Source organism: Microbispora siamensis (assembly GCF_016863095.1).
Lineage (GTDB): Bacteria > Actinomycetota > Actinomycetes > Streptosporangiales > Streptosporangiaceae > Microbispora > Microbispora siamensis.
Genome location: NZ_BOOF01000004.1, coordinates 64,570 through 88,667, shown reverse-complemented (window position 1 = coordinate 88,667; position 24,098 = coordinate 64,570). Strand labels below are relative to the sequence as shown.

The 24,098-nt window shown below is 70.9% G+C and carries 18 protein-coding genes and 1 pseudogene; 12 read left to right on the top strand and 7 right to left on the bottom strand.

The annotated features are described in order from the left end of the window. Positions 1–94 precede the first annotated feature (94 nt). From Msi02_RS04780 to glgB, 4 genes are read left to right on the top strand one after another with little or no spacing between them, the layout of a single operon-like run. Complete coding sequence (locus tag Msi02_RS04780) at positions 95–2,143, top strand: alpha-1,4-glucan--maltose-1-phosphate maltosyltransferase (RefSeq protein ID WP_204047247.1); 2,049 nt, start codon at positions 95–97, stop codon at positions 2,141–2,143. A gap of 31 nt (positions 2,144–2,174) precedes the next feature. Beyond that, the gene (treS, locus tag Msi02_RS04775; protein WP_204047246.1) at positions 2,175–3,926 is read left to right on the top strand and encodes a maltose alpha-D-glucosyltransferase; all 1,752 of its coding nucleotides are present in this window, start codon (positions 2,175–2,177) and stop codon (positions 3,924–3,926) included. Next, complete coding sequence (locus Msi02_RS04770) at positions 3,923–5,272, top strand: maltokinase N-terminal cap-like domain-containing protein (protein WP_204047245.1); 1,350 nt, start codon at positions 3,923–3,925, stop codon at positions 5,270–5,272. The genes treS and Msi02_RS04770 overlap by 4 nt, the downstream gene beginning before the upstream one ends. Before the next feature lie 47 nt (positions 5,273–5,319). Next, positions 5,320–7,548, top strand: coding sequence for a 1,4-alpha-glucan branching protein GlgB (gene glgB / locus Msi02_RS04765; protein WP_204047244.1), 2,229 nt, complete (start codon positions 5,320–5,322; stop codon positions 7,546–7,548). A gap of 47 nt (positions 7,549–7,595) precedes the next feature. Here glgB and Msi02_RS04760 read toward each other — a convergent pair whose 3' ends face one another. Continuing rightward, positions 7,596–8,750: an epoxide hydrolase family protein gene (locus tag Msi02_RS04760; protein ID WP_204047243.1), complete on the bottom strand. Its 1,155-nt coding sequence runs from the start codon at positions 8,748–8,750 to the stop codon at positions 7,596–7,598. 62 nt (positions 8,751–8,812) lie between these two features. Between Msi02_RS04760 and Msi02_RS04755 the strand changes: the two genes are divergently transcribed. Continuing rightward, a complete protein-coding gene (locus Msi02_RS04755; protein ID WP_204047242.1) occupies positions 8,813–9,802 on the top strand; it encodes a helix-turn-helix transcriptional regulator in 990 nt (329 codons plus the stop codon). Here Msi02_RS04755 and Msi02_RS04750 read toward each other — a convergent pair. Further along, on the bottom strand, positions 9,792–10,775 hold the full coding sequence (locus Msi02_RS04750) for an NAD(P)-dependent alcohol dehydrogenase (protein ID WP_204047241.1): 984 nt from the start codon (positions 10,773–10,775) through the stop codon (positions 9,792–9,794). The two genes, Msi02_RS04755 and Msi02_RS04750, sit on opposite strands and share 11 nt — an antisense overlap. 162 nt (positions 10,776–10,937) lie before the next feature. Here Msi02_RS04750 and Msi02_RS04745 point away from each other — a divergent pair, with 162 nt between their 5' ends. Both Msi02_RS04745 and Msi02_RS04740 read left to right on the top strand, forming a co-directional pair. Beyond that, a complete protein-coding gene (locus Msi02_RS04745) occupies positions 10,938–11,627 on the top strand; it encodes a DUF2306 domain-containing protein (RefSeq protein ID WP_204047240.1) in 690 nt (229 codons plus the stop codon). A gap of 79 nt (positions 11,628–11,706) precedes the next feature. After that, positions 11,707–12,501 (top strand): ArsR/SmtB family transcription factor, encoded by a 795-nt coding sequence (locus tag Msi02_RS04740; protein ID WP_079316770.1) that lies wholly within the window; start codon positions 11,707–11,709, stop codon positions 12,499–12,501. A gap of 75 nt (positions 12,502–12,576) precedes the next feature. On the opposite strand, the gene Msi02_RS04735 is transcribed toward Msi02_RS04740, so the two are convergent. Next, positions 12,577–13,821: an MFS transporter gene (locus Msi02_RS04735; RefSeq protein WP_204047239.1), complete on the bottom strand. Its 1,245-nt coding sequence runs from the start codon at positions 13,819–13,821 to the stop codon at positions 12,577–12,579. Between the two features lie 146 nt (positions 13,822–13,967). Between Msi02_RS04735 and Msi02_RS04730 the strand changes: the two are divergent. After that, a pseudogene (locus tag Msi02_RS04730) lies at positions 13,968–14,456 on the top strand (LysR substrate-binding domain-containing protein); the annotation flags it as partial. Positions 14,457–14,513: 57 nt separating this feature from the next. On the opposite strand, the gene Msi02_RS04725 reads toward Msi02_RS04730, so the two are convergent. Then, entirely contained in the window at positions 14,514–15,200 is a 687-nt protein-coding gene (locus tag Msi02_RS04725) for a response regulator (protein WP_204047238.1), read from the bottom strand. Further along, positions 15,197–16,339, bottom strand: a complete 1,143-nt coding sequence (locus tag Msi02_RS04720; RefSeq protein WP_239108124.1) for a sensor histidine kinase — start codon at positions 16,337–16,339, stop codon at positions 15,197–15,199. Before Msi02_RS04720 ends, Msi02_RS04725 begins: the two co-directional genes overlap by 4 nt. Before the next feature lie 206 nt (positions 16,340–16,545). Between Msi02_RS04720 and Msi02_RS04715 the strand changes: the two genes are divergently transcribed. Together Msi02_RS04715 and Msi02_RS04710 are read left to right on the top strand one after the other, a co-directional pair. Next, a complete protein-coding gene (locus tag Msi02_RS04715; protein WP_193201292.1) occupies positions 16,546–18,192 on the top strand; it encodes a glycosyl hydrolase family 18 protein in 1,647 nt (548 codons plus the stop codon). A gap of 115 nt (positions 18,193–18,307) precedes the next feature. After that, entirely contained in the window at positions 18,308–19,999 is a 1,692-nt protein-coding gene (locus Msi02_RS04710) for a S49 family peptidase (protein WP_204047237.1), read from the top strand. Here Msi02_RS04710 and Msi02_RS04705 read toward each other — a convergent pair. Then, positions 19,992–20,471 carry a flavin reductase family protein gene (locus tag Msi02_RS04705; protein WP_204047236.1) on the bottom strand — a complete coding sequence of 160 codons (480 nt, stop codon included), beginning with the start codon at positions 20,469–20,471 and terminating at the stop codon, positions 19,992–19,994. The genes Msi02_RS04710 and Msi02_RS04705 overlap by 8 nt on opposite strands. Positions 20,472–20,633: 162 nt before the next feature. On the opposite strand from Msi02_RS04705, the gene Msi02_RS04700 reads away from it, so the two are divergent. After that, positions 20,634–21,908 carry a phytase gene (locus Msi02_RS04700; protein WP_204047235.1) on the top strand — a complete coding sequence of 425 codons (1,275 nt, stop codon included), beginning with the start codon at positions 20,634–20,636 and terminating at the stop codon, positions 21,906–21,908. A 64-nt stretch (positions 21,909–21,972) separates the two neighbouring features. Here the strand turns inward: Msi02_RS04700 and Msi02_RS04695 are convergent, their stop codons facing one another. Further along, positions 21,973–23,145 (bottom strand): ABC transporter substrate-binding protein, encoded by a 1,173-nt coding sequence (locus Msi02_RS04695; RefSeq protein ID WP_204047234.1) that lies wholly within the window; start codon positions 23,143–23,145, stop codon positions 21,973–21,975. Positions 23,146–23,346: 201 nt separating this feature from the next. Here Msi02_RS04695 and Msi02_RS04690 point away from each other — a divergent pair, with 201 nt between their 5' ends. After that, on the top strand, positions 23,347–24,090 hold the full coding sequence (locus tag Msi02_RS04690) for a GntR family transcriptional regulator (RefSeq protein ID WP_204047233.1): 744 nt from the start codon (positions 23,347–23,349) through the stop codon (positions 24,088–24,090). Positions 24,091–24,098 lie beyond the last annotated feature (8 nt).

Below are 24,098 nucleotides of genomic sequence, written 5' to 3'. Positions count from 1 at the left end.
ATCCTGTCTCCCGTGCTGCCCGCCCGACCACAGCTGTTCCCGCCCCGCAAGCCCCGGCGGCACCCGGTGTGCCGCCCCCGAATACGAAGTGACGATGATCGGACGCATTCCCATCCAGGACATCCAGCCCGTCGTCGACTGCGGCCAGTGGCCCGCCAAGGCCGCCGCGGGAGAGACCTTCGAGATCAGCGCGACGGTGTTCCGCGAAGGACACGACGCGGTCGCCGCCGGAGTGGTGCTGATCGACCCCAGCGGCACGCCGGGCCGGATGCTGCCCATGCGCGAGGTCGCGCCCGGCACCGACCGGTGGAGCGTGGAGGTGACGCTGCCCACCGAGGGCCTGTGGCAGTTCCGGGTCGAGGCCTGGAGTGATCCGATCGCCACGTGGATGCACGACGCGGGCATCAAGATCCCCAGGAACCTGGACGCCGACCTCATGTGCGAGGAGGGCGCCCGGCTGTTCGAGCGGGCGGCCAAGGGCGTGCGGGCGGCGGACTGCGCGGCGGCGGAGGCGGGCGGCACCTGCGGGCACCGGGCCGCGCTGCTGGCCCTCGCGGCCCGCCTGCGGGACGAGGCGGTGGACCCCAGGGCGCGCTTCGCGGCGACCCAGATGCCCGAGACGGCCGCGCTGATCGCCGCGCACCCGCTGCGCGACCTGCTCACCCGGTCGGGCCGCAACCGCGTGCGGGTGGACCGGCGGCGGGCGCTGTTCGGCTCGTGGTACGAGTTCTTCCCCCGCTCCGAGGGAGCCGTGGTGGGGCAGGAGGGCGTCGCGCCCAAGTCGGGGACGTTCAGGACGGCGGCCAAGCGGCTCCCGGCGATCGCCCAGATGGGCTTCGACGTGGTCTACCTGCCGCCGATCCACCCGATCGGGACGCAGTTCCGCAAGGGCCGCAACAACACCCTGACCCCCGACCAGTACGACCCCGGGTCGCCCTGGGCCATCGGCTCACAGGAGGGCGGGCACGACGCGATCCATCCCGATCTGGGCACGATCGAGGACTTCGACGCGTTCGTCGCCAAGACCCGCGAACTGGGCATGGAGGTCGCGCTCGACCTCGCGCTCCAGTGCTCCCCCGACCACCCGTGGGTGAAGGAGCACCCGGAGTGGTTCAACATCCGGGCCGACGGCTCGATCGCGTACGCCGAGAACCCGCCGAAGAAATACCAGGACATCTACCCGCTGAACTTCGACAAGGACCCCGAGGGGATCTACGCGGAGATCAAGCGGGTGGTCCGGCACTGGATGGACCACGGCGTGCGGATCTTCCGGGTGGACAACCCGCACACCAAGCCGGTCCGGTTCTGGGAGCGGCTGCTGTCCGACATCAACACGACCGACCCCGACGTGCTGTTCCTCGCCGAGGCGTTCACCCGGCCGGCCATGCTGCGGACCCTCGCGAAGATCGGGTTCCACCAGTCGTACACGTACTTCACCTGGCGCAACTCCAAGCCCGAGGTGGAGGAGTACCTGCGGGAGCTGTCCCACGAGACCTCGCACTACCTGCGGCCGAACCTGTTCGTCAACACGCCCGACATCCTGCACGAGTACCTCCAGCACGGAGGCGTGCCGGCGTTCAAGATCCGGGCGGTCCTCGCGGCGCTGATGGCGCCCACCTGGGGGGTCTACTCCGGGTACGAACTGGCCGAGAACGTCCCGGTCCGCCCGGGCAGCGAGGAGTACCTCGACAGCGAGAAGTACCAGTACAGGCCGCGTGACTGGGCGGAGGCGGAGCGTGAGGGCCGCAGCCTTGGCCCGTTCATTACCCAGCTCAATTTGTTGAGAAGAGCACACCCGGCGCTCCAGGAATTGCGTAACCTACGGTTTCACAACGTCGACCAGCCGGACGTGATCTGCTTCTCCAAGCGGCTGCCCGGCGCCTATGACACGGCCTCACGACGGCACGGACTAGGCGATCTCGTGCTGGCCGTCGTCAATCTGGATCCACACAACACACACGAGGCGACGGTCTGGCTTGACATGCCCGCCCTCGGTCTCGACTGGCATGCCGAGTTCGTCGTGGACGACCAACTGTCGGGCGAGTCGTACCGCTGGGGGCAGGCGAACTACGTGCGCCTCGACCCGCACGTCCATCCCGCACACATTCTCACGCTCCGCCACGGGTCAGCGCACCGCCCGTGAGCGCAGCTCGGCACATCCGGGGAGTCAAAAGGTGAGCTCGACGACACCTCAGCCCAGTCACTCGCAGCCCAGTCACACACAGCCCGTCCCGAACACCTTCACCGAGGAGGAGCCACGGGATCGGCGCTGGTACAAGCGGGCTGTCTTCTACGAGGTGCTTATCCGGGGCTTCGCCGACTCGAACGGCGACGGCACCGGCGACATCCGCGGCCTCATCGAGAAGCTGGACTATCTCCAGTGGCTCGGCATCGACTGCCTCTGGCTGCTCCCGCTGTACGAGTCCCCCCTCAAGGACGGCGGGTACGACATCTCGGACTACATGAAGATCCTTCCGGACTTCGGTGACCTGGGAGACTTCATCAAGCTGGTCGACGAGGCGCACAAACGGGGCATCCGCGTCATCGCCGACCTGGTCATGAACCACACCAGCGACCAGCACCCGTGGTTCCAGGCGTCCCGGCATGACCCCGAGGGCCCGTACGGCGATTTCTACGTGTGGAGCGACACGGACGAGAGGTACAAGGACGCCCGGATCATCTTCATCGACACCGAGGCGTCCAACTGGACCTACGACCCGGTCCGGGGGCAGTACTACTGGCACCGGTTCTTCCACCACCAGCCGGACCTCAACTTCGAGAACCCGGCGGTGCAGGACGCGATGATGGAGGTCATCCGCTTCTGGCTCGACCTCGGCATCGACGGGTTCCGGCTCGACGCGATCCCCTACCTGTTCGAGCAGGAGGACACCAACTGCGAGAACCTGCCGGCGACCCATGCGTACCTGAAGCGGGTGCGGGCCGAGGTGGACCGCCTCTACCCCGACCGGGTGCTGCTGGCCGAGGCCAACCAGTGGCCGGCCGACGTGGTGGAGTACTTCGGCGACCCGGTCACCGGCGGCGACGAGTGCCACATGGCCTTCCACTTCCCGCTGATGCCCCGCATCTTCATGGCGGTGCGGCGGGAGTCGCGCTACCCGATCTCGGAGATCATGGCCCAGACGCCGAAGATCCCCGAGAACTGCCAGTGGGGCATCTTCCTGCGCAACCACGACGAGCTCACGCTCGAGATGGTCACCGACGAAGAGCGCGACTACATGTACTCCGAGTACGCCAAGGATCCCCGCATGCGGGCCAACGTCGGCATCCGCCGCCGGCTGGCGACACTGCTGGACAACGACCGCAACCAGATCGAGCTGTTCACCGCGCTGCTGCTCAGCCTGCCCGGCTCGCCGGTCATGTACTACGGCGACGAGATCGGCATGGGCGACAACATCTGGCTCGGCGACCGGGACGGCGTCCGCACGCCGATGCAGTGGACGCCCGACCGCAACGCGGGCTTCTCGAACTGCGACCCCGGCCGCCTCTACCTGCCGGTGATCATGGACCCGATCTACGGCTACCAGGCGATCAACGTCGAGGCGCAGCAGAAGAGCGCCAGCTCACTGCTCCACTTCACCAAGCGGATGATCGAGATCCGCAAGCGTCACCCGGTGTTCGGCCTCGGCGAGTTCACCGAGCTGAACTCGTCCAACCCGAGCGTGCTCGCGTTCGTGCGCGAGCTGGGCGACGACCGGGTCCTGTGCGTCAACAACCTGTCGCGCTTCCCCCAGCCGGTCGAGCTCGACCTGCGCAGGTTCGAGGGATCCACGCCGGTCGAGTGCATGGGCGGAGTTCCTTTTCCCCCGATCGGTGAGCTTCCGTATCTTTTGACGCTCCCTGGGCATGGGTTCTATTGGTTCACACTGCCCGTCACGCACAGGACGGCCGGCACGAAGGAGGAGTGACGACTTCACTTCAGGGACTCCTGGCCGGCTGGATCACCGGACAACGGTGGTTCGCCGGCAAGGGGCGCGCCATCGACGACCTGTCCATCGAATCCGAGATCGAGATCGCCGCCGGCGACCCCGCGCTGCTCCACCTGATCGTGTGCGTGCGGCAGGGGGAGCGCCGCACGCGCTACCAGATCCCGGTCGGGCTGCGCGAGCACCTGCCCGACCGGCTCGGGCACGTGCTCGTCGGCACGTGCCGCCGCGACGGCCGCGAGGTGAACGTCTACGACGCGCTGCACGACTCCGCCCTGACCGGGCACCTGCTGGAGGGGATGGCCGCCGACCGCCGGTTCGACGGCCTCGGCTTCCACCCCGCGCACGGGGCGGAGATCGACACCTCGCTACGCAGCCTCGTGCTGACCGCCGAGCAGTCGAACACCTCGCTGGTGTACGGCGACAAGTACATATTCAAGCTGTTCCGCCAGCTCAACCCGGGGGTGAACCCCGAGCTGGAGATCATCACGGCGCTCGCGGACGCGGGCTCGGCCCACGTGGCCAGGCCGTACGGCTGGATCGAGACCGAGCTCCAGGGCGAGCCGACCACCTTGGCGATCATGCAGGAGTACCTGCAGAACGCCAACGAGGGCTGGTCGATGGCGCTGACCAGCGTGCGCGACCTCTACGCGTGCCCCGAGGGCATGCCCGCGGAGGACGCCGGAGGCGACTTCGCCGCCGAGGCGCGGCGGCTCGGGCTGGCCACCGCGCAGGTGCACCGCGAACTCGCGCGGGCCTTCCCCACGGGGACGATCGAGCCGCCCGAGATCAAGCGGATGACCGAGCGGTTCCGCCGCCGGCTGGACAAGGCGGTGGCCGAGGTGCCGCGTCTCGGCGAGCACGCCGCCGTGGCCGCCGAGGCGTTCGACCGGCTGTCCGACGTCGGCCACGAGATCCCGGTGCAGCGGGTGCACGGCGACTACCACCTCGGCCAGGTCATGCGCACCATGACCGACTGGGTCGTGCTCGACTTCGAGGGCGAACCGGGCCAGCCGCTGGCCGAGCGACGGGCGCTCGACTCGCCGCTGCGCGACGTGGCGGGCATGCTGCGCTCGTTCGAATACGCCGCACGGCACCTGCTGGCCGGGCACCCGAACGCCGACGGGCTGGAGAGCCGGGCCAGGGAGTGGTCGGAGCGCAACCGGGCCGCCTTCCTGGCCGGCTACTCCGAGGGCGGCGGGCGCATCCGCGGCGACGACGCGGTGCTGCTGCGCGCGCTCGAACTGAGCAAGGCGGTGTACGAGGTCGTCTACGAGGCGCGCAACCGGCCCTCGTGGCTGCCCATCCCGCTCGCGGCCTTTCGCTGACAAGATCAGGGTGTTCGGAGGGATATATCTAGGGCAGGTTGGGCGACATGGACTTGGACCGGCTGGCGGGGGGCGCGCACCACGACCCCCACTCCATTTTGGGGGCCCATCCCGGGCCCGACGGCGTCACGATCAGGGCCCTGCGCCCCTTCGCGGAGAAGGTCGAGGTGCTGGCCGACGGGTCGGCACACGAGATGGGCCACGTCGCGTTCGGGGTGTTCGAGGTGACGCTGCCCGGCGTCGACAAGATCCCCGACTATCGCCTGCGCATCACCTATCCCGACGCCCCGCCGTACGAGACGGACGACCCGTACCGGCACTGGCCGACGCTGGGCGAGCTGGACCTCCACCTGATCGGTGAGGGCCGGCACGAGCGGCTGTGGGAGGTGCTCGGGGCGCGGGTGATGCGCCACGAGGACGTGGACGGGACGGCCTTCTCGGTGTGGGCGCCGAACGCGCAGGGCGTGCGGGTGATCGGCGACTTCAACCACTGGAACGGGGCCGCCCACCCCATGCGCTCGCTCGGCCGGTCGGGCGTGTGGGAGCTGTTCCTCCCGGAGGTCGGCGAGGGCACGCGGTACAAGTTCCAGATCCTCGGCCTCGACGGGATCTGGCGGGAGAAGGCCGACCCGATGGCCCGCCGCACCGAGGTGCCCCCGGCGACCGCCAGCATCGTCGAGAGGTCCACGTACGAGTGGCGCGACGAGGAGTGGATGGCCGCCCGGCCGTCGCACGACGCCCTCGCCGAGCCGATGAGCACCTACGAGGTGCACCTGGGCTCCTGGCGGCCCGGCCTGTCCTACCGCGACCTCGCCCGTGAGCTGGTCGCGTACGTCAAGGACATGGGGTTCACACACGTGGAGTTCCTGCCGGTCGCCGAGCATCCGTTCGGCGGCTCGTGGGGCTACCAGGTGACCTCCTACTACGCCCCGACCTCGCGGTTCGGCTCCCCCGACGACTTCCGCCACCTCGTCGACGAGCTGCACCGGGCCGGCATCGGCGTGATCGTCGACTGGGTGCCCGCGCACTTCCCCATGGACGAGTGGGCGCTGGCCCGCTTCGACGGCACGCCGCTCTACGAGCACGCCGACCCCGCCCGCGGCACCCACCCCGACTGGGGCACGTACGTCTTCGACTTCGGCCGCAACGAGGTGCGCAACTTCCTGGTGGCCAACGCGCTCTACTGGCTGAAGGAGTTCCACGTCGACGGCCTGCGGGTGGACGCGGTGGCCTCGATGCTCTACCTCGACTACTCGCGCCGCGAGGGCGAGTGGACGCCCAACGTGTACGGCGGCAGGGAGAACCTCGACGCGATCGAGTTCCTCAAGGAGATGAACTCCGTCGTCTACCGCGAGGAGCCGGGGATCGTGACGATCGCGGAGGAGTCGACCGCCTGGCCCGGCGTGTCGCGGCCCGTCCACCTCGGCGGGCTCGGCTTCGGCTTCAAGTGGAACATGGGCTGGATGCACGACTCGCTCAGCTACATGTCCCGCGAGCCGATCTACCGGCAGTATCACCACCACCAGATGACGTTCTCCCTGATGTACGCCTTCTCGGAGAACTTCGTACTGCCGCTGTCGCACGACGAGGTCGTCCACCTGAAGGGGTCGCTGCTGGGCAAGATGCCGGGCGACGAGTGGCAGCGCTTCGCCAACCTGCGCGCGCTGTACGGCTTCATGTGGGCCCATCCCGGCAAGCAGTTGCTGTTCATGGGCGGCGAGTTCGGCCAGGGGGCCGAGTGGTCGGAGGCGAACGGCCTCGACTGGTGGGTGCTGGACTTCGACTTCCACCAGGGCGTACGCCGCCTGGTGAAGGACCTCAACCGCGTCTACCGGGAGTCGCCCGCGCTGTACTCGCGCGACAACACCCACGAGGGCTTCCGCTGGATCGACGCCGACGACGCCTCGGGCAACGTGCTGTCGTTCCTGCGGTACGGCGCGGACGGCTCGGTGCTGGCCTGCGTCGCCAACTTCTCCGGCGCCCCGCACGAGGACTACCACCTCGGCCTGCCCACCCCCGGGCGGTGGGAGGAGATCCTCAACACCGACGCGTACGAGTACGCCGGGAGCGGCGTCGGCAACATGGGCGCGGTCGAGTCGGTCGAGGAGCCGCGGCACGGGCTGCCCTGCTCGACCCGGCTGCGCGTGCCGCCGCTCGGCGTCGTGTGGCTGCGGCCGGTGGAGAGCCCGACGGCCGTGAGCCCGGAGATGGAGGAGCGGGCCGAGGAGCCGGAGGCGGCGCAGGCCGAGCCCGAGGGCCTGGTCGCCGAGTCCTGAGCCCCGCCTGAATCCCGGGGTCTACCCCGGGATTCAGGCGGAGCAGGTCAGGCGCGCCCTCGGAAGAACTCCCGCAGGTCCTCCACGAGCAGGCCGGGCGTCTCCAGGGCGGGGAAGTGGCCGCCCCGGTCGAACTCGGTCCAGCGCACGATGGTGTGCGTCGCGTCGGCGAACCTGCGGATGGCGAAGTCCGTCGGGAAGACCGCCACGGCCGTCGGCACGCTCGATCGCTCGCGCGGCGCCCACATGGACGGGTCGTTGAACCGCTCGAAGTAGGTGTGCGCGGCCGAGCCCGCGGTGCCGGTGTACCAGTAGAGGCTGACGTCGGTGAGGATCCGGTCGCGGTCCACGGCGTCTTCGGGCAGATCGGCGGCCGGGTCGGTCCACTCCTGGAACTTCTCCACGATCCAGGCGAGCTGGCCGGCCGGGGAGTCGTGCAGGGCATGCGCGATCGTCTGCGGCCGGGTGCCCTGGATCTGCATGTACGCGCTCGACCGGTCCTGCCAGTCCTTCATCCGTCCCAGCCGCTCCCGTTCGGCCTCGGTGAGCGCGGCCATGTCGGCCGGGTCCCCCGTCGGGAAGGTGACCAGCGCGTTGAGGTGGACGCCGATGACCCGGTCGGGCGCCGTCCGGCCGATCAGCGGGGCGATGAAGGCGCTCACGTCGCCGCCCTGCACGCCGTACCGGTCGTAGCCGAGCCGGTCCATCAGCTCCGCCAGCGCCGCGGCGGCACGTCCGTCGGTCCAGCCGGCAGCGGGCAGCGGGCCGGACAAGCCGTACCCGGGAAGCGACGGGATCACCACGTGGAAGGCGTCGGCGGGGTCGCCACCGTGCGCCACGGGGTCGGTGAGCGGGCCGATCACGTCGAGGAACTCCACGATCGAACCGGGCCAGCCGTGCAGCAACAGCAGCGGCGTGGCGTCCGGCACGGCCGAGCGGACGTGCAGGAAGTGCAGGTCGACGCCGTCGATCGTGGTCGTGAACTGCTGATGGGCGTTGATCGCCGCCTCGTGCGCCCGCCAGTCGTACTTCTCCGCCCAGTACACCGCCAGGTCGCGCAGGTAGCCGGTCGGCACGCCGCGCTCCCAGCCGGTTCCCGGCAGCTCGGGGGCCCAGCGGGTGCGGGCCAGCCGGTCGCGCAGGTCGTCGACGTCGGCCTGGGGGATCTCGATGCGGAACGGACGGATCTCGGTGTTCGTCATGCGATCACCGTAGGAACGATCGGTGTCAGCTTCGGTCACCAATGGCAGGCACAATTGCGGTCATGCTGGAAACCTCGGCACGACTGCTCCGGCTGCTGTCGCTGCTCCAGTCGCGCGGCGACTGGCGAGGCGCCGACCTGGCCGGACGACTCGGCGTGGGCCTGCGTACGGTGCGGCGCGACATCGACCGGTTGCGCGACCTCGGTTATCCGGTGGACGCGACCCCGGGAGTCGCGGGCGGTTACCGGCTCGGCGTCGGCACCGCGCTGCCGCCGCTGCTGCTCGACGACGAGGAGGCGGTGGCGGTCGCGATCGGGCTGCATACGGCGGCGACCGGCAGCGTGGCCGGGCTTGAGGAGAGCTCGGTGCGGGCGCTGGCCAAGCTCGAGCAGATGCTCCCGGCCCGTCTCAGGCACCGGGTGACCGCGTTCCGAGCGGCGGCCGTGCCGCTGACCGGGCCGGCGCCGGTCACCGAGACGGTCGACCCGGGCCTGCTGACCGCGCTCGCGGCGGCCTGCCGGGACCACCGGCGGCTGCGGCTGCGGTACCCGGGTGGGGACGGCCTGTCGGTCCGTACCGTCGAGCCCCACCGGCTGGCTCACACGCACCGCCGGTGGTATCTGCTGGCGTGGGACGTGGACCGCGACGACTGGCGGACCTTCCGGGCCGACCGGATCCAGGGACCTGTGGACCCGCCCGGCGCCCGGTTCACCCCGCGTACGCCTCCCTCCGGTGACGTGGCGGCGTACATCTCCCAGGCGATCTCGTCGGCGCCCTACCGCTATCAGGCCCGAATCCTGTTCGAGGCCCCGATCGAGGCGGTGGCCCGGCGCTCCTCCCCCACGGCCGGCCGGCTGGAGGCGCACGGCGCCGACGCCTGCCTGTTCCACACGGGCTCCGACTCGCTGGAGACGCTGGCCCTGCACGTCGCGGCCAAGGGATTCCCGTTCCGGGTGCTGGACCCGCCCGAGCTGATCCCGGTCCTGCGCGACCTGGCCGACCGGCTGAGCGTGGCGGCCGAAGCAGGCCCCGGAGGGCCGGTCAGACCGTGATGACGACCTTTCCGGGGGCGTGCCCCTCTTCTACGTATCCGATGGCCGCCGGGATCTCGCCGAACGAGTAGCCGCGGTGGACCACCGGGGTGACCTTGCCGTCCTCGATGAGCTCGGTCAGCCGCATCAGGTCGCCCCGGATGTTGCCACCGTCGGCCACCCGGGTCACGACCACGCGCTGGGACACGAACGGCGACACCGCGAGCGTCGCGATGATGTGGCCGACGGGCTGCAGCCACCGCCCGGCCGGCCCGCCGACGACGACATGGGTCCCCCGGGGCTTCAGCACCCGCGCGCAGGCCCGCAGCGAGCGGGTGCCCGCGATGTCGAGCACCAGGTCGTGGCGCCGCCCGCGCCGGGTGAAGTCCTCCTTCGTGTAGTCGACGACCTCGTCCGCGCCGATCGACCGCACCAGGTCCGCGTTCCGGCCGCTGCACACACCGGTGACCTCGGCGCCGAACGCCTTCGCGAGTTGCACGGCGAAGGTCCCCACGCCGCCCGAGGCGCCGTTCACGAGGACGTCGTGCCCCGCCTGGACCCCTCCCTGGTCGAGCGCCATCAGTGCGGTGACGGCCGCCATCGGCACCGCGGCCGCCTGCTCGAACGACAGGTTCTCCGGCTTCCGGGCCAGCGCGCTCTCCCGTACGCACACATACTCGGCGAAGCCGCCCTGCGTGAGAAGCGCGAACACCTCGTCGCCCGGGCGGAAGGCGGTGACGCCGGCGCCGACCGCCTCGACCTGTCCGGCCACGTCGGCGCCCAGGATGCGGATTCGCGGCCCGCGCGGGCCGAGCGTGCCGCCCATCAGGCGCGCGACGTACGGCTCGCCTCTCATGTGGTGCCAGTCGTACGGCTGGACGGAGGTGGCGCGCACCCGGACCAGCACCTCGCCGGGGCCGGGCACCGGCGTGCCGACGTCGGTGAGCTCCAGGACGCCGGGCGGACCGTACGAGCCCAAGACGTACGCCTTCATCCCATTCTCCTCGTCGCCTCGGCGGTGGGGAATGCCAGCGTAAGAAGCGCCGGACGCAGGGCGTATCGGCCGAAAGTACGCCCGATCGACAGCCGATCGGGCGGTGCCGATCCGGCCGTTGTGCCGATGAACCGCCGCCCTCTCGCGGACCACGATGGGCGCATGACCGAATCGACGAAAGCGCCCACGCTCGCACCCCGGTGGCTCGTGCCCACCGCGCTGATCGCGCTCAGTGCCGTCCCCGTGATCGCCGGCGCCACCCGGCTGGGCCAGTTGGCCGGCGGCGGGCCGGTCACGCACGACAGCGTCCGGTATTTCGCGGTGCCCGCGCCCGTCGTCGCGCACATCATCGCCGTCACGCTCTTCAGCGTCCTGGGGGCCCTCCAGTTCGCCCACGGATTGCGCCGCCGCATGCCCGCCTGGCACCGCGCCGCCGGGCGGCTCGTGGTTCCGTCCGGGCTCGTCAGCGCGCTCACGGGTCTGTGGATGACGCTGTTCTATCCCCACCTGCCCAACGACAGCGCCCTCCTCGTGGGCCAGCGGCTGGTGTTCGGCACTCTCATGATCGTGTCCCTCGTCCTCGGCTTCGCGGCGATCCGGCGCCGGGACGTCGCCCGTCACCGCGCCTGGATGACGCGGGGCTACGCGATCGGCATGGGCGCGGGCACCCAGATCCTGACCGTCGGCCCCTGGATGGCGCTGGCCGGCGAGCCCGGCCCGCTCCCCCGGGCGCTGCTGATGGGCGCCGGATGGGTGATCAACCTCGTCGTCGCCGAGTGGGTCATCCGCAAGGCCCCCCGAACTCCCCGCTCTGTCCCGAGGGGCGAAGCGCAGCGTAGCCGCGCGCGTTGACAGGCAGCCATTCGGCTGCCTAAATTGAAGGCAGCCGTTAGGCTGCATATCGACAGGCGACCCGGGTACGAGGGCGGGCATGGACGAGGTGTTCAAGGCGCTGGCCGATCCGAGCCGGCGCGCGCTGCTCGACTCGCTCAACGCCCGCAACGGGCAGACGCTGCGCGAGCTGTGCGCCGGACTCGACATGGCCAGGCAGTCCGTCAGCAAGCACCTCGCGGTGTTGGAGGAGGCCGGGCTCGTCGCCACCGTGCGGCGGGGCCGGGAGAAGCTGCACTACCTCAACGCCGCGCCCGTACAAGAGATCGCCCACCGGTGGATCAGCCGCTACGACCGGGCCAGGGTCGAAGCCCTGGCGGACCTGAAACTCGCCCTGGAGGAGACCCCGATGGACGCGCCGACCTTCGTCTACACCACCTACATCCGCACCACCCCGCAGAAGCTCTGGCAGGCGCTGACCGAGCCCGCCTTCACCCGCCGCTACTGGGCCACGGAGTTCACGACGGACTGGTCCGTCGGCTCGCCGATGACCTGGGACAACCACGGCGTGCTGATCAGCGACCCGGAGCAGGTCGTGCTGGAGGCCGAACCCTACAGCCGGCTCTCCTACACCTGGCACGCCATCACCCCGGAACTCGCCAAGCGCTTCGGCTGGGACGAGGAGATGCTCGCCCGGCTGTCCGGCGAGGCCCGCTCGAAGGTCACCTTCACGATCGAGGAGGCCGCCGCGCAGGTCGTGAAGCTCACCGTCGTGCACGACGGCTTCGAGCCCGGATCGAGCCTGGCCGAGATGGTCAGCCACGGCTGGCCGAACGTGGTGGCGAGCCTGAAGTCGCTGCTGGAGACCGGCGAACCGCTGCCGGAAGACGCGTGACCTCGGCGACGGCGCCGGCCACCCGTGCCGGCAGCGCTGGGTGAATGAGATCGCGGTGACGGCCGTGGCGGCCCGTCAGGCCCGGCTCGGTGCCGCCTCGGGCTGAGCGAGGGGCGCCGCGGCGCGCCGGGGAAGCAGCAGCGGGGTCGCCAGCAGGAGCACGCCGGCCAGGCCGATGGCCGTACGCGGGCCGAGCAGACCGCCCAGCACTCCCCATGCGGCCGTCAGGAGCGCGGTCGAGGCCTTGGTCGTCACCGACCAGGCGGACAGCGTGCGGGCGACCCGATCGGTGGCGGTGCGCTCGAGGCGGTAGGTGGCACAGACGGGGTTGAAAACCCCGCAGCAGAAGATGAGCCCGAGTTCGACGCCCATCACCAGCAGCAGCCCTCCGGTGCCCGGCCCCAGGAAGGCCAGGCCGACGGGCCAGAGCGCGCGCAGCACCCCGGTCACGACCAGGACCCGGTGCTGCCCGAACCGGGTGACGAGCGGCCGGGCCAGCCGCGAACCGAGCAGCCCGCCGATCGCGGGTACGGCGAAGGCGAGGCCGTACTGCCACGGCGCGAACCCGAGCCGGCCGAGCATCAGGACGGCAAGCAACGCATCGGCGGCCATCAGCAGGCCGTTGAACACGGCGGTGTTGAAGAACAGCGGGCGCAGCGTCGGGTCGGCGAGGATGTACCGCCAGCCGTCGAGCAGGTCCCCCGCCCGCGTGCGCGCGGCCTCGCGGCGCTCGGGCCGCGGCTCCTGGCCGCCCGCCGCGCGGATGCCCAGGGCCGAGAGCAGGTAGCTGACCGCGTCGGCCACCACCGTCGCCACCGGGCCGAGGAGCCCGATCGCGGCACCGCCGAACGGCGGTCCGATGATCGTGGTCGTCCAGGACGTGGACTCGAATCGGGCGTTGGCCACGAGCAGGTCCTCGGCCGGCAGCAGCGTCTTCAGGTACGCGCCGGAGGCGGCGCGGAAGGTGATGTCGGCCGCCGCGACGACGACCGAGACCAGCAGGAGCTGGACGAAGGAGAGCACGCCGAGCGCGAACGCGGCGGGGATCGTCAGCAGCGCCGCGAACCGCACCAGGTCCATCCCGATCAGCACCGGCCGCCTCGGGCGGAACTCCACCCACGGGCCCAGCGGCACCGCCACGGCCGCGCCCACCGCGGCCCCCACGGCGGACAACGCCGCGACCTCCACCGGCCCGGCGTGCAGCACCTGGACCGCGATCAGCGGGAACGCGCCGAAGGCGAGCCATGTGCCGAGCGCGCTGGTCCCGTACGCTGCCCAGAGCCATCCGAACCGCCGTCCCAGCCGGTGCCCGTTCCCCATGTCCGACGCCCCTCGCCACTCACCCGCACAACCGATCCGCGATCGGAAGCATCAAAGCGAGCGCCATGCTTCGAGATCAAACAACCACTGGGCCGCCCGGCCACAACCGGCGGTTGTGTCCCTAGGGTGTCCCGCATGGACCTCGACACCGTCCGGACATCGCGTCCGTGCGGGTGCTCGACGAGCCGCTCCAGCTCCTCACCGGTCCCGCCCACGCGCTGGCGGGCGCCCGGTCGGTGACCGTCGCCCAGCTCGCTGGGCACCGGATCTGGATGCCCGGCCTCGTCCCCGGCACCGAGTGGGCCGCCTACTACGACGACCTCGTCGCCGAGTTCGGCCTCACCATCGAGGCGACCGGCCCCAACTTCGGCTCCGACGCGCTCCTCGACACCATCGCCGACACCCCGGCCCTGGCCACCTTCATGGGCGGGCAGACCCGCGTCGTCTGGCCCGCCGGCCACGGCCTGCGCCGCATCCCGGTGACCGACCCCATGCCGGTCTATCCGCACTCGCTCCTGTGGCACCGCGACAACCCCCACCCCGCGCTGGCCACCCTCCGCGCCCACCTCGCCGCCACGGCGGCCGGCCACGACGCCGCCGGGACCTGGGTGCCGGACTGGGCGAGATCACGGTGAACGCCACCGCCCCGGCAGCGCGCCGATCGGCCGAAGGCGCGGGGGCCGGGACCCCGGTCAGCTCCCGACGCGGCCGGTCTCGTAGGCCCAGATGGCGATCTCCACGCGGTTGCGGGCGCCGAGCTTGGCCATCAGGCTGGCGACGTGGGTCTTGACCGTGCTGAGCGAGATGTGCAGCTCGGCGGAGATCTCACCGTTGGTCCGGCCGCGCGCCACGGCGGCGAGGATCTGCTCCTCCCGGTAGGTGAGCGCCTCGATGGGCTGCGCGGGTGACGGGGCGGGACCGGTGCGGGCGAAGGTCCCGAGCAGCCGCGCGGTGACGCTCGGGGCGATGAGCGCGTCCCCGCCGGCGGCGGCGTGCACGGCCTGCGCGAGCATGTCGGCGCCGGCGTTCTTCAACAGGAAACCCCGGGCCCCCGCTCTCAGCGCGGCGTAGACGTACTCGTCGAGGTCGAACGTGGTGATCACGACGACGGCGAGGGGGTCGGCGACGTCCGGACCGGCGAGGGACCGGGTCGCCTCGATGCCGTCGGTCCCGGGCATGCGGATGTCGAACAGGCACACGTCGGGGCGCAGCCGCCGCGCGAGCTCGACGGCCCGCCGCCCGTCGGCGGCCGTGCCGACGACCTCGATGTCCGGCTGCGCGTCGAGGATCATCGAGAGCCCGGTGCGGACGATCTCCTGGTCGTCGGCGATCAGCACCCGGACGCCGTGCCCACCGACTCGCTCGCTCCACTCGCTCATGAGGCGACGCCGGTCCGGGGAAGCACCGCGGTCACCGTCCACCCCCGATCGCCGTCGGGGCCGGCCACGCAGGTGCCGCCGAGCAGGTTCGCCCGCTCGCTCATGCCGATGATCCCGTACCCCGGCGACGCGGCCGGGCGCGCGGAGCCCCCGCCGCCGTCGTCGCGCACGCACAGGCGCACCGCCGTCTCGTCGGCGGCGACGCGCACCTCGACCCGGGTGGCGCGGCGCGCGTGCCGTACGGCGTTGGTCACCGCCTCCTGGGCGATGCGGTAGACCGCGGACTCGACCGACGGCGACAGACCGTCCAGGTCGCCCGATATCTCCACCTCGACCGCCGGGTGGTGGGAGCCGCCCCGGCTCGCGAGCCGTTCGAGCTCGGCGATGCGCCGGCCGGGGGTCAGCTCCGCCGGCCGGTCCCGGCGCAGGACGCGGACGATGCCGCGCATCTCGTCGAGGGCCCGTCCCGCCTCGGCCTCGATCACGCGAAGGGCCTCGGTCGCGGCGTCCGGCCGCGACGCCGCCGTGGCGAGCCCGGCCTGTGCGCGGATGGCCATCGCGGAGACGTGGTGCGCGACCGTGTCGTGCAGGTCGCGGGCGAGTTGCTCGCGCATCATCAGCTTGACCTGGTCCAGCTCGCGCATTCTCGCCCCGGCCCGATAGCGGAACACGCCGCCCAGGCTGGTGGTGGCGAGCATGACGGCGAACGGCCCGACCACGTCGGAGAGGGCGGCGTGTTTGACGAGCACGGAGAGACCGGCGGCGGCGAGCATGATTCCCAGGCCGGTCACGATCTCCCGGCCCGATCCCCACCGGAACAACGCGTACGGCAGGACCAGCATGTATACCAGCGTGTACATGTCGAGCGTCGTGCCGGTCACGAGGATCGGGATCACGCCCGTGGCGACGAAGCAGATCCCGAGCATCGCCAGCGGCCGGGTCCGCCGCCACAGCAGGGTGGGCGCAAGCCCGACGGTGACGGCCACCTCGAAGAGCCGCCAGGGAAGGTCCGGCCGCAGCACCCCTTCGAGCACCGCGAGCGGCACGAGCATCCCGACGAGCGCCCAGTCCCGCCACACCCGTACGGGTGCATCGGGGGGACGGGGCTCGGACCACACGGAGCGGGCGAAGCCGTACACCGACTCATGGTACGAGAGCCGGTGCCCGCCGCGCCCGCCCCGGAGTGGAGACTCTCCTGTCGCCCGGGCCGGCGCCGGCGACCTTAGCGGAGGCTTAAACGACGCTTAGAGGGGTGCGAGGGCGTTGACCCCTTCGCAGTCTGTGCTTACTCTCCTAACTAATAGGAAACTTTCCTGTCCTTTACCCCCCAAGAGCAGGAGCTCCGTTGCGAAAGATCCTCCTGGGGTCCGTGATCGCGGGCGCAGCGTTACTCGCGCCGATCGCGCTCGGGACCGCCACCGCCGCCACCCCCGCCACCGCCACGTACGCCGTCGACTCCGACTGGGGCTCCGGCTTCCAGGGCAAGTTCACCGTGAAGGCCGGGTCGGACGCCCTGCCGAGCTGGACCGTCGAGATCGACATGCCCTCGGGCGCGACGATCAGCTCGGCCTGGGACGCCACCATGACCAAGAGCGGCAACCACTACACGTTCAAGAACCCCTCCTGGAGCGGCGGCCTCGCGGCGGGCGCCTCGGCGAGCTTCGGCTTCGTCGGCGCGCCCGGCGGCTCGACCCCGCTGAACTGCACCCTGAACGGCGCGCCCTGCACCGGCGGGCCGACCGCCTCCCCCTCGGCCAGCCCGAGCAAGAGCCCGAGCCCCAGCCCGTCCGCCTCGCCCTCGGCCTCGCCGTCCGCATCGCCGTCCGCATCGCCGTCGCCCTCGGCGAGCCCGAGCTCGCCCCCGCCGCCCGGCGGCAAGAAGGTGATGGGCTACTTCACCGACTGGGGCGTCTACGGCCGGCAGTACTTCGTGAAGAACATCGTGAGCAGCGGCTCGGCCGCCAAGCTCACCCACATCAACTACGCCTTCGGCAACGTGACCAACGGCCAGTGCGCGATCGGCGACTCCTACGCCGACTACGACATGGCCTACACGACGGCCAACAGCGTGGACGGCAAGGCGGACACCTGGGACAACCCCAACGCGTTGCGCGGCGCGTTCAACCAGCTGCGCAAGCTCAAGGCGATGTACCCGAACATCAAGATCCTCTACTCCTTCGGCGGCTGGACCTGGTCCGGCGGCTTCGGGCAGGCGGCGGCCAACCCCACCGCGTTCGCGAACTCCTGCTACAACCTGGTCGAGGACCCGCGCTGGGCGGACGTGTTCGACGGCATCGACATCGACTGGGAGTACCCGAACGCCTGCGGCCTCAGCTGTGACAGCAGCGGCCCGGCGGCGTTCAAGAACCTGATGGCCGCGCTGCGCGCCAAGTTCGGCAAGGACTACCTGATCACCGCGGCGATCACCGCCGACGGCAACTCCGGCGGCAAGATGGACCTCGCCGACTACGGCGGCGCGGCACAGTACGTCGACTGGTACAACGTCATGACCTACGACTTCTTCGGCGCCTGGGACGCCAAGGGCCCGACGGCTCCGCACTCGCCGCTCACGTCCTACTCCGGCATCCCGGTGGCGGGCTTCTACACCGACAACGCGGTGCAGAAGCTGAAGAGCCTGGGCGTGCCGTCGAACAAGATCCTGCTCGGCATCGGCTTCTACGGCCGCGGCTGGACCGGCGTCACCCAGGACGCCCCCGGCGGCACCGCCACCGGCGCCGCGCCCGGCACGTACGAGGCGGGCATCGAGGACTACAAGGTCCTCAAGACCAGCTGCCCGGCCACCGGCACGGTCGCCGGCACCGCCTACGCCAAGTGCGGCTCGAACTGGTGGAGCTACGACACCCCCGCCACGATCGGCGGCAAGATGACCTACGCCAAGAACCAGGGTCTCGGCGGGGCCTTCTTCTGGGAGTTCAGCGGCGACACCTCCAACGGTGAGCTGATCACTGCGATGTCCAACGGACTCAAGTGACGCCGTCCAACGGCCTGAAGTAACCGCTTCGCGCCGGCCAGGGCCCCCGTGCGTCTCGCACGGGGGCCCTGATCATCCGGCCATCCTGGCGAAACCTTCGCTTATGGTGGCATTTATGGACGCGACGAGGACGATCGTAGAAACGGTCGGCAAGCTGCGGCAGCGCCGCACCGCGCCGCTCGTGCTGGAACTGGACCTGACCGAGGGGCTGTCGGAAGGCCCGCCCGCCGACCCCGTCACCGCCCTGCTGTCCATGCGCAAGACGCGCCTCACCGAGGTGCTGTCGGGCCTGCGCCGCGCCCGCAAGGACCCTCGTGTCACCGCCCTGATCGTCAAGATCGGCGGCAACCCCCTCGGCCTCGGCATGGTGCAGGAGCTGCGCACGGCCGTGGTCAAGCTGCGCGCCGCGGGCAAGCGGACCGTCGCGTTCGCCGAGACGTTCGGCGAGTTCGGCGCCGGCACCGTCCCCTACTACCTGGCCAGCGCCTTCGAACGGGTCTACCTCCAGCCCTCCGGCGACGTGGGCCTGACCGGGGTGGCGCTGGAGCAGCGGTTCCTGCGCGACGCGCTCGCCAAGGCCGGGGTGGAGTATCAGATCGGCCAGCGGCACGAGTACAAGACCGCCGCCAACACCTTCACCCAGAACCACATGACCGACGCCCACCGCGAGTCGGCCGGGCGCATCGCCGAGTCGGTCACCGAGCAGATCGTCGCCGGCATCGCCGAGGCCCGCGGCCTCGCCCCGGAGCGGGTGCGCGAGCTGATCGACCAGGGCCCGTTCATCGGGTCGGAGGCCGTCGAGGCCGGGCTCGTCGACGGGCTGAAGTATCGCGACGAGGTCTACGCGGAGACCGTCGAGGACGGCGCGCACCTGCTCTACGTGTCGCGGTACGCCAAGAGCGCGCTGGCCGGCAGGCTCCCCCGCCCCGGAGCGGACACGGTCGCCCTGGTCCACGGCAACGGCATGATCCGCCTCGGGCGCAGCGGCCGTTCCCCGCTGGGCGGCGGGGGCGCGATGGGCTCCGACACCATCTGCGCCGCCCTGCGCTCGGCCCGGCGGGACGAGAAGGTCAAGGCCATCGTGTTCCGCGTGGACAGCCCCGGCGGGTCGTACGTCGCCTCCGACGCGATCTGGCGTGAGGTCGTGCTGGCGCGCCGGGCGGGCAAGCCGGTCATCGTGTCGATGGGCGACCTGGCGGCCTCGGGCGGCTACTTCGTGTCGATGGCCGCCGACGTGATCGTGGCCCAGCCGGGCACGCTGACCGGCTCGATCGGCGTGTTCGGCGGCAAGCCCGTCGTCGGCGAGCTGCTCGGCAAGCTCGGCGTGGTGACCGAGTCGGTCGCCGAGGGCGCCAACGCCGGGATGTTCTCGCCGTCCACCGCGTTCTCCGACGCCCAGTGGGAGCGGGTGAACGCCTGGCTCGACCGCATCTACGACGACTTCGTGGGGAAGGTGGCACAGGGCCGCGGCCTCACCAAGGAGCGGGCGCACGAGCTGGCCAGGGGCCGCGTGTGGACCGGCGCCGACGCCAGGGCGGCGGGTCTCGCCGACGAGCTCGGCGGCCTGGAGGACGCCCTCGCCCTGGCCCGCCGCCGGGCCGGGCTGGCCGGCGACGCCCCCGTACGGACCTATCCCCGCATGCACCCGCTGGAGCGGCTGCGCCCGCCGGAGTCCAGCGAGGACAAGTCGGCCGCGCTCGCCCGGGTGCGCCTGGAGGCGTGGGGACCGCTGGCGCGGATGGCCGGGCAGCTCGGCCTCCCGGCGTACGGCCCGCTCGTGCTGCCGGGCTGGTGGACGATCAGATGACCGGACGGTAGCGGGAGCGCAGCCGTACGAGCGGGGCCTTCGACGCGTCGACGTAGTCGACGCCGAGGACCTCCCCGATGAACAGCGTGTGATCGCCGGCCGGGACGACCTGCGTCGTCTCGGCCTCGATCGCCGCCACCCCACGCTCCACGACCAGCGCCTCGCTGTGCGCGCCGCGATGATGGGCGACCCCGGCCAGCAGGAGCCGGGCACCCGGCCGTCCGGCCGTGGCGAACCTGGAGGCGACCGTCTGCTGGCCGTCCGCGAGGACGCTCGCGGCCCACCGGTCCCTGCGCAGCAGCACCTCGGCGAGGTATCCGGCCGAGTCGAGGCTGATCAGCACGAGCGGCGGGTCGAGCGACACCGACATCAGGGTCGCGACCGTCGTGCCCAGGTCGTCGCGGTCGTCCTTGACCGTCACCACCGCCACGCCCGCGGCCACCTGCCCCATGGCCTCGGTGAACAGTCCCACGTCCGCGCTCCTTCCCCTCCGGTGTGCGACTGTGCCATCGAGGGTCCAGGACGCGCAACCGAAGTTCTGGTGAATATGTCATGACATAAGGATGACCTATTGCATTGGTGTTAATTGGTCATTACGGTCGAGGCGACATCATCCCCCAACCGAGGAGGCGCGATGCGTCCCCTGTCCGGGCTGTTCCTTGCCACCCTGACGATCTCCCTGATAGGCGGGGCGGCGGTCCCCGCGTCGAGCAGCGGCGTCGCCACCGTGTACCCGCAGGTGGAGACCCCCGCCCTGTACGACGACGAGGCCGGCGGCAACGCCAACGGCGACGACCCCGCCATCTGGGTGGACCCCCACGACTCGGACGACAGCGTGGTGATCGGCACCGCCAAGCAGGCCGGGCTCTTCGTCTACGACCTCGACGGGCGGGAGGTCCAGCACCTGCCCGCGCCCGCCGCGCCGGGCCCCGACGACGAGGTCGGCAGGTTCAACAACGTCGACGTGGCCTACGGTTTCGGCGGCCGGGACCTCGCGGTGGTCTCCGACCGGGGCCGCGACCAACTCAGGATCTACGCCATCTCCCACGGCCGGCTCACGGACGTGACCGACCCGGCCGCGCCGTTCGTCTTCAACTCCACGCAGGAGCAGGTCAACGACAAGGAGACGGCGTACGGCCTGGCCACCTGGACGGACTCCACCGGGACGTACGCGCTGGTCAGCCGGCGGCACCGGACCTCGGTCGGGCTGGTGAAGCTGCTGCCCAAGCCGGGCGGGAAGGTCGGCTACCAGCTCGTCAGGACGCTCGACCTGCCCGCGTCGTTCGCCCTGCCCAACGGCCAGACCTGGGCCCCGTGCGACGAGCCCGGAGTGCAGCCGCAGGTCGAGGGCATGGTCGTGGACCAGGAGAAGGACGTGCTCTACGCCGCCCAGGAGGACGTCGGCATCTGGCGGATCCGGGCCGACCTCACCGGTACTCCGGTGCTGGTGGACAAGACCAAGGAGTTCGGCGTGCCCGGCACGTACGACGCCGCGACCGACGAGTGCACGCCCGGCGCCGATCCCGGTTACGGCGGCAAACACCTGGCGGCGGACGCCGAGGGCCTGACGATCTACTACCGCGAGGACGGCAAGGGCTACCTGCTGGCCTCCAGCCAGGGCGACAGCACCTTCGCCGTCTACCGCAGGGAGGGGTCCAACGCCTACCTCGGCCAGTTCCGCGTGGGCGAGAAGAACGGCCGCGACGGCGTCGAGCACAGCGACGGCTCGACCGTGCTGAACGTCCCGCTGGGCGACTTCGACGAGGGCCTGTTCGTCGCGCACGACGGGGAGAACACCCCCGCCGAGCCCGACCGGGAGATCACGAACTTCAAGTTCACGAAGTGGGACGACATCGCGGACAAGCTCGGCCTTGACGTGGACACCGACGGCTGGGACCCGCGCGGCTGACGCGGACACAGCGGACACATCAGAAGGCCCCCGGGGGTTCCCGGGGGCCGTTCCGTTCACCGGGTCAGCCGTGGTTGACGCGCCAGAAGTCCGAGACCGTCTGCCGGTTGCGCAGGTCGCCGAGCAGCCCCGCGGGGTCGGTGTGGAAGAGCTGGCCCTTCCAGTCGCTCAGGCCGGCCGGGGTGACCAGCGGCTTCACCGTGCTGTTGCCGGAGACGCCGCCCTCGCCGATCTCGTGCTTCACGCCCTCCTCGGTCATGATGAAGTGGACGTACAGCTTGGCCGCGTTGGGGTGCTTGCTCTTGGCGGCGATCGCGACGTACTTGGGGTAGCTGAAGCCCACGAAGGGCGCCATCCCCTCGCAGGTCGCCTGCGCGTATCCCTTGTCCTCGTTGTTGCGGAACTTCGAGATCGACATGAAGCCGATCTTCTTGTCGGTGGCGTTCGGCGCGCCCACCGCCGCCGAGATGTCCTCGTCGGAGCCGGTCAGCACGGGCTTGTTGGCCGAGATCCGCTTGACCCACTCGTAGGCGGCGCTCTTCTCCTGGGTCTGCAGCGGCTTGCCGTACTTCGCCTGGTAGGCCTGCTCCAGCGCCTGGTTGCCGTGCGCGTCGAGCTGGGTGAAGAACGACAGCACGGTCGGCTTGCCGAGCGGGTCCTGCATGACGAGCTTGCCCGCCCACTCCGGCTCGGTCAGGTCCCACACGTTCTTGATCGGGCATCCGCCGGGCGAGAGCTTGGTGTTGTACGCGAAGACCGTGGCCTTCGACAGCGCGAGCAGCGGGTTCTGGTTCTCCGCCGGGATCTGGTCCTTCAGGTCGGCGGGCACCCACGTCCGGGCGACGCCCTGCGGGATGAGCTGGCCGACCAGCACCCCGCCGTCCTCGTACATGGCCGCGTCGATGGTGACGTTGCCGGCCGCGTGCTCCCTCGTCATCTTCTCGGCGGTCTGCGGGGTGTCGGACTTCACCCCCTCCATGGGGATGCCGTACTTGGCGGTGAAGGCCTTGGCCACCTCTTCGATGTCGCCGCTGGAGTCGTAGACGAGCAGGCCGCCCTCCTTCTTCGCGGCGGCGACCAGCGCGTCCAGGTCGAGGGACGCGTCGATCGAGGGGCCGGGCAGCGGCTGCTCTGCGCTCGTCGCGGAGGACGGCGCGTCCGGGCCGGTGGAGGGCGCGCAGGCGGCGACGGCGAGCGCGAGCAGTGCCAGGGGAACGATCTTCCGGGTACGCCTCAAGGTGGCGTCACTCCTCTTGCCTCTCGGGGGTCGTCGGGCGCCGCCCAGAGCCCCGATCCGGCGCCGCGGTGTGCTCCACGATGAACGTCACGTGAATAGTTTGTCAAGACATAATGACCGCCGTTGCGAACTGGACATCTCTCGTTAATCGGGCCACGGCGGCATTGGTCAAGACATTCTGATGTCAGCTACCGTCGAGTCGTGACAGTCACCAGATTGGACATCGACCTCGACAGGTCGAGCCCCGTGCCCCTCTACTTCCAGGTGGCCGAGCGGATCACGGAGGCCATCCAGGCCGGCAAGCTGCCCCCCGGCTCCCGGCTGGACAACGAGATCCAGCTCGCCGAGCAACTCGGCCTCTCCCGCCCCACCATCCGCCAGGCGATCCAGTTCCTCGTGGACAAGGGCCTGGTCGTCCGCAAACGCGGCGTCGGCACCCAGGTCGTGCACGGCCAGGTGAAGCGCGCGGTCGAGCTCACCAGCCTGTACGACGACCTCCGCAGGGCCGGACAGGAGCCGGAGACCCGGGTGCTGTCCCTGGACACCGTACCGGTCGAGGAGGAGGTCGCCGCGGCCCTCGGCGTCGAACCGGGCACGGAGGTGCTGCGGCTGGAGCGGATCAGGTACGCCATGGGAGAGCCGCTCGCCCTGCTGCACAACTGGCTGCCGGTCGGGCTGGCCCCGCTGACGGCCGAGTCGCTGATGGAGCGCGGGCTCTACGAGATGCTCCGCCAGACCGGCATCCGGATGCGGGTGGCGCACCAGCGCATCGGCGCCCGCGCCGCCACCCCGGCGGAGGCCCGGTTGCTGGAGGAGCGGCGCGGCTGCCCGCTGCTCACGATGGTCCGCACGACCTACGACGACCAGGGCCGGGCGGTCGAGCACGGCTCGCACGTGTACCGGGCCTCGCACTATTCCCTCGAGGTCACGCTCGTCGAGCGCTGAGTCACGCT

Coding starts and splice junctions, on each gene's coding strand:
- Msi02_RS04780 (WP_204047247.1), top strand. CDS start 95: ATGATCGGACGCATTCCCATCCAGGACATCCAGCCCGTCGTCGACTGC.
- glgB (WP_204047244.1), top strand. CDS start 5,320: ATGGACTTGGACCGGCTGGCGGGGGGCGCGCACCACGACCCCCACTCC.
- Msi02_RS04760 (WP_204047243.1), bottom strand. CDS start 8,750: ATGACGAACACCGAGATCCGTCCGTTCCGCATCGAGATCCCCCAGGCC.
- Msi02_RS04755 (WP_204047242.1), top strand. CDS start 8,813: ATGCTGGAAACCTCGGCACGACTGCTCCGGCTGCTGTCGCTGCTCCAG.
- Msi02_RS04750 (WP_204047241.1), bottom strand. CDS start 10,775: ATGAAGGCGTACGTCTTGGGCTCGTACGGTCCGCCCGGCGTCCTGGAG.
- Msi02_RS04745 (WP_204047240.1), top strand. CDS start 10,938: ATGACCGAATCGACGAAAGCGCCCACGCTCGCACCCCGGTGGCTCGTG.
- Msi02_RS04740 (WP_079316770.1), top strand. CDS start 11,707: ATGGACGAGGTGTTCAAGGCGCTGGCCGATCCGAGCCGGCGCGCGCTG.
- Msi02_RS04735 (WP_204047239.1), bottom strand. CDS start 13,821: ATGGGGAACGGGCACCGGCTGGGACGGCGGTTCGGATGGCTCTGGGCA.
- Msi02_RS04725 (WP_204047238.1), bottom strand. CDS start 15,200: ATGAGCGAGTGGAGCGAGCGAGTCGGTGGGCACGGCGTCCGGGTGCTG.
- Msi02_RS04710 (WP_204047237.1), top strand. CDS start 18,308: ATGGACGCGACGAGGACGATCGTAGAAACGGTCGGCAAGCTGCGGCAG.
- Msi02_RS04700 (WP_204047235.1), top strand. CDS start 20,634: ATGCGTCCCCTGTCCGGGCTGTTCCTTGCCACCCTGACGATCTCCCTG.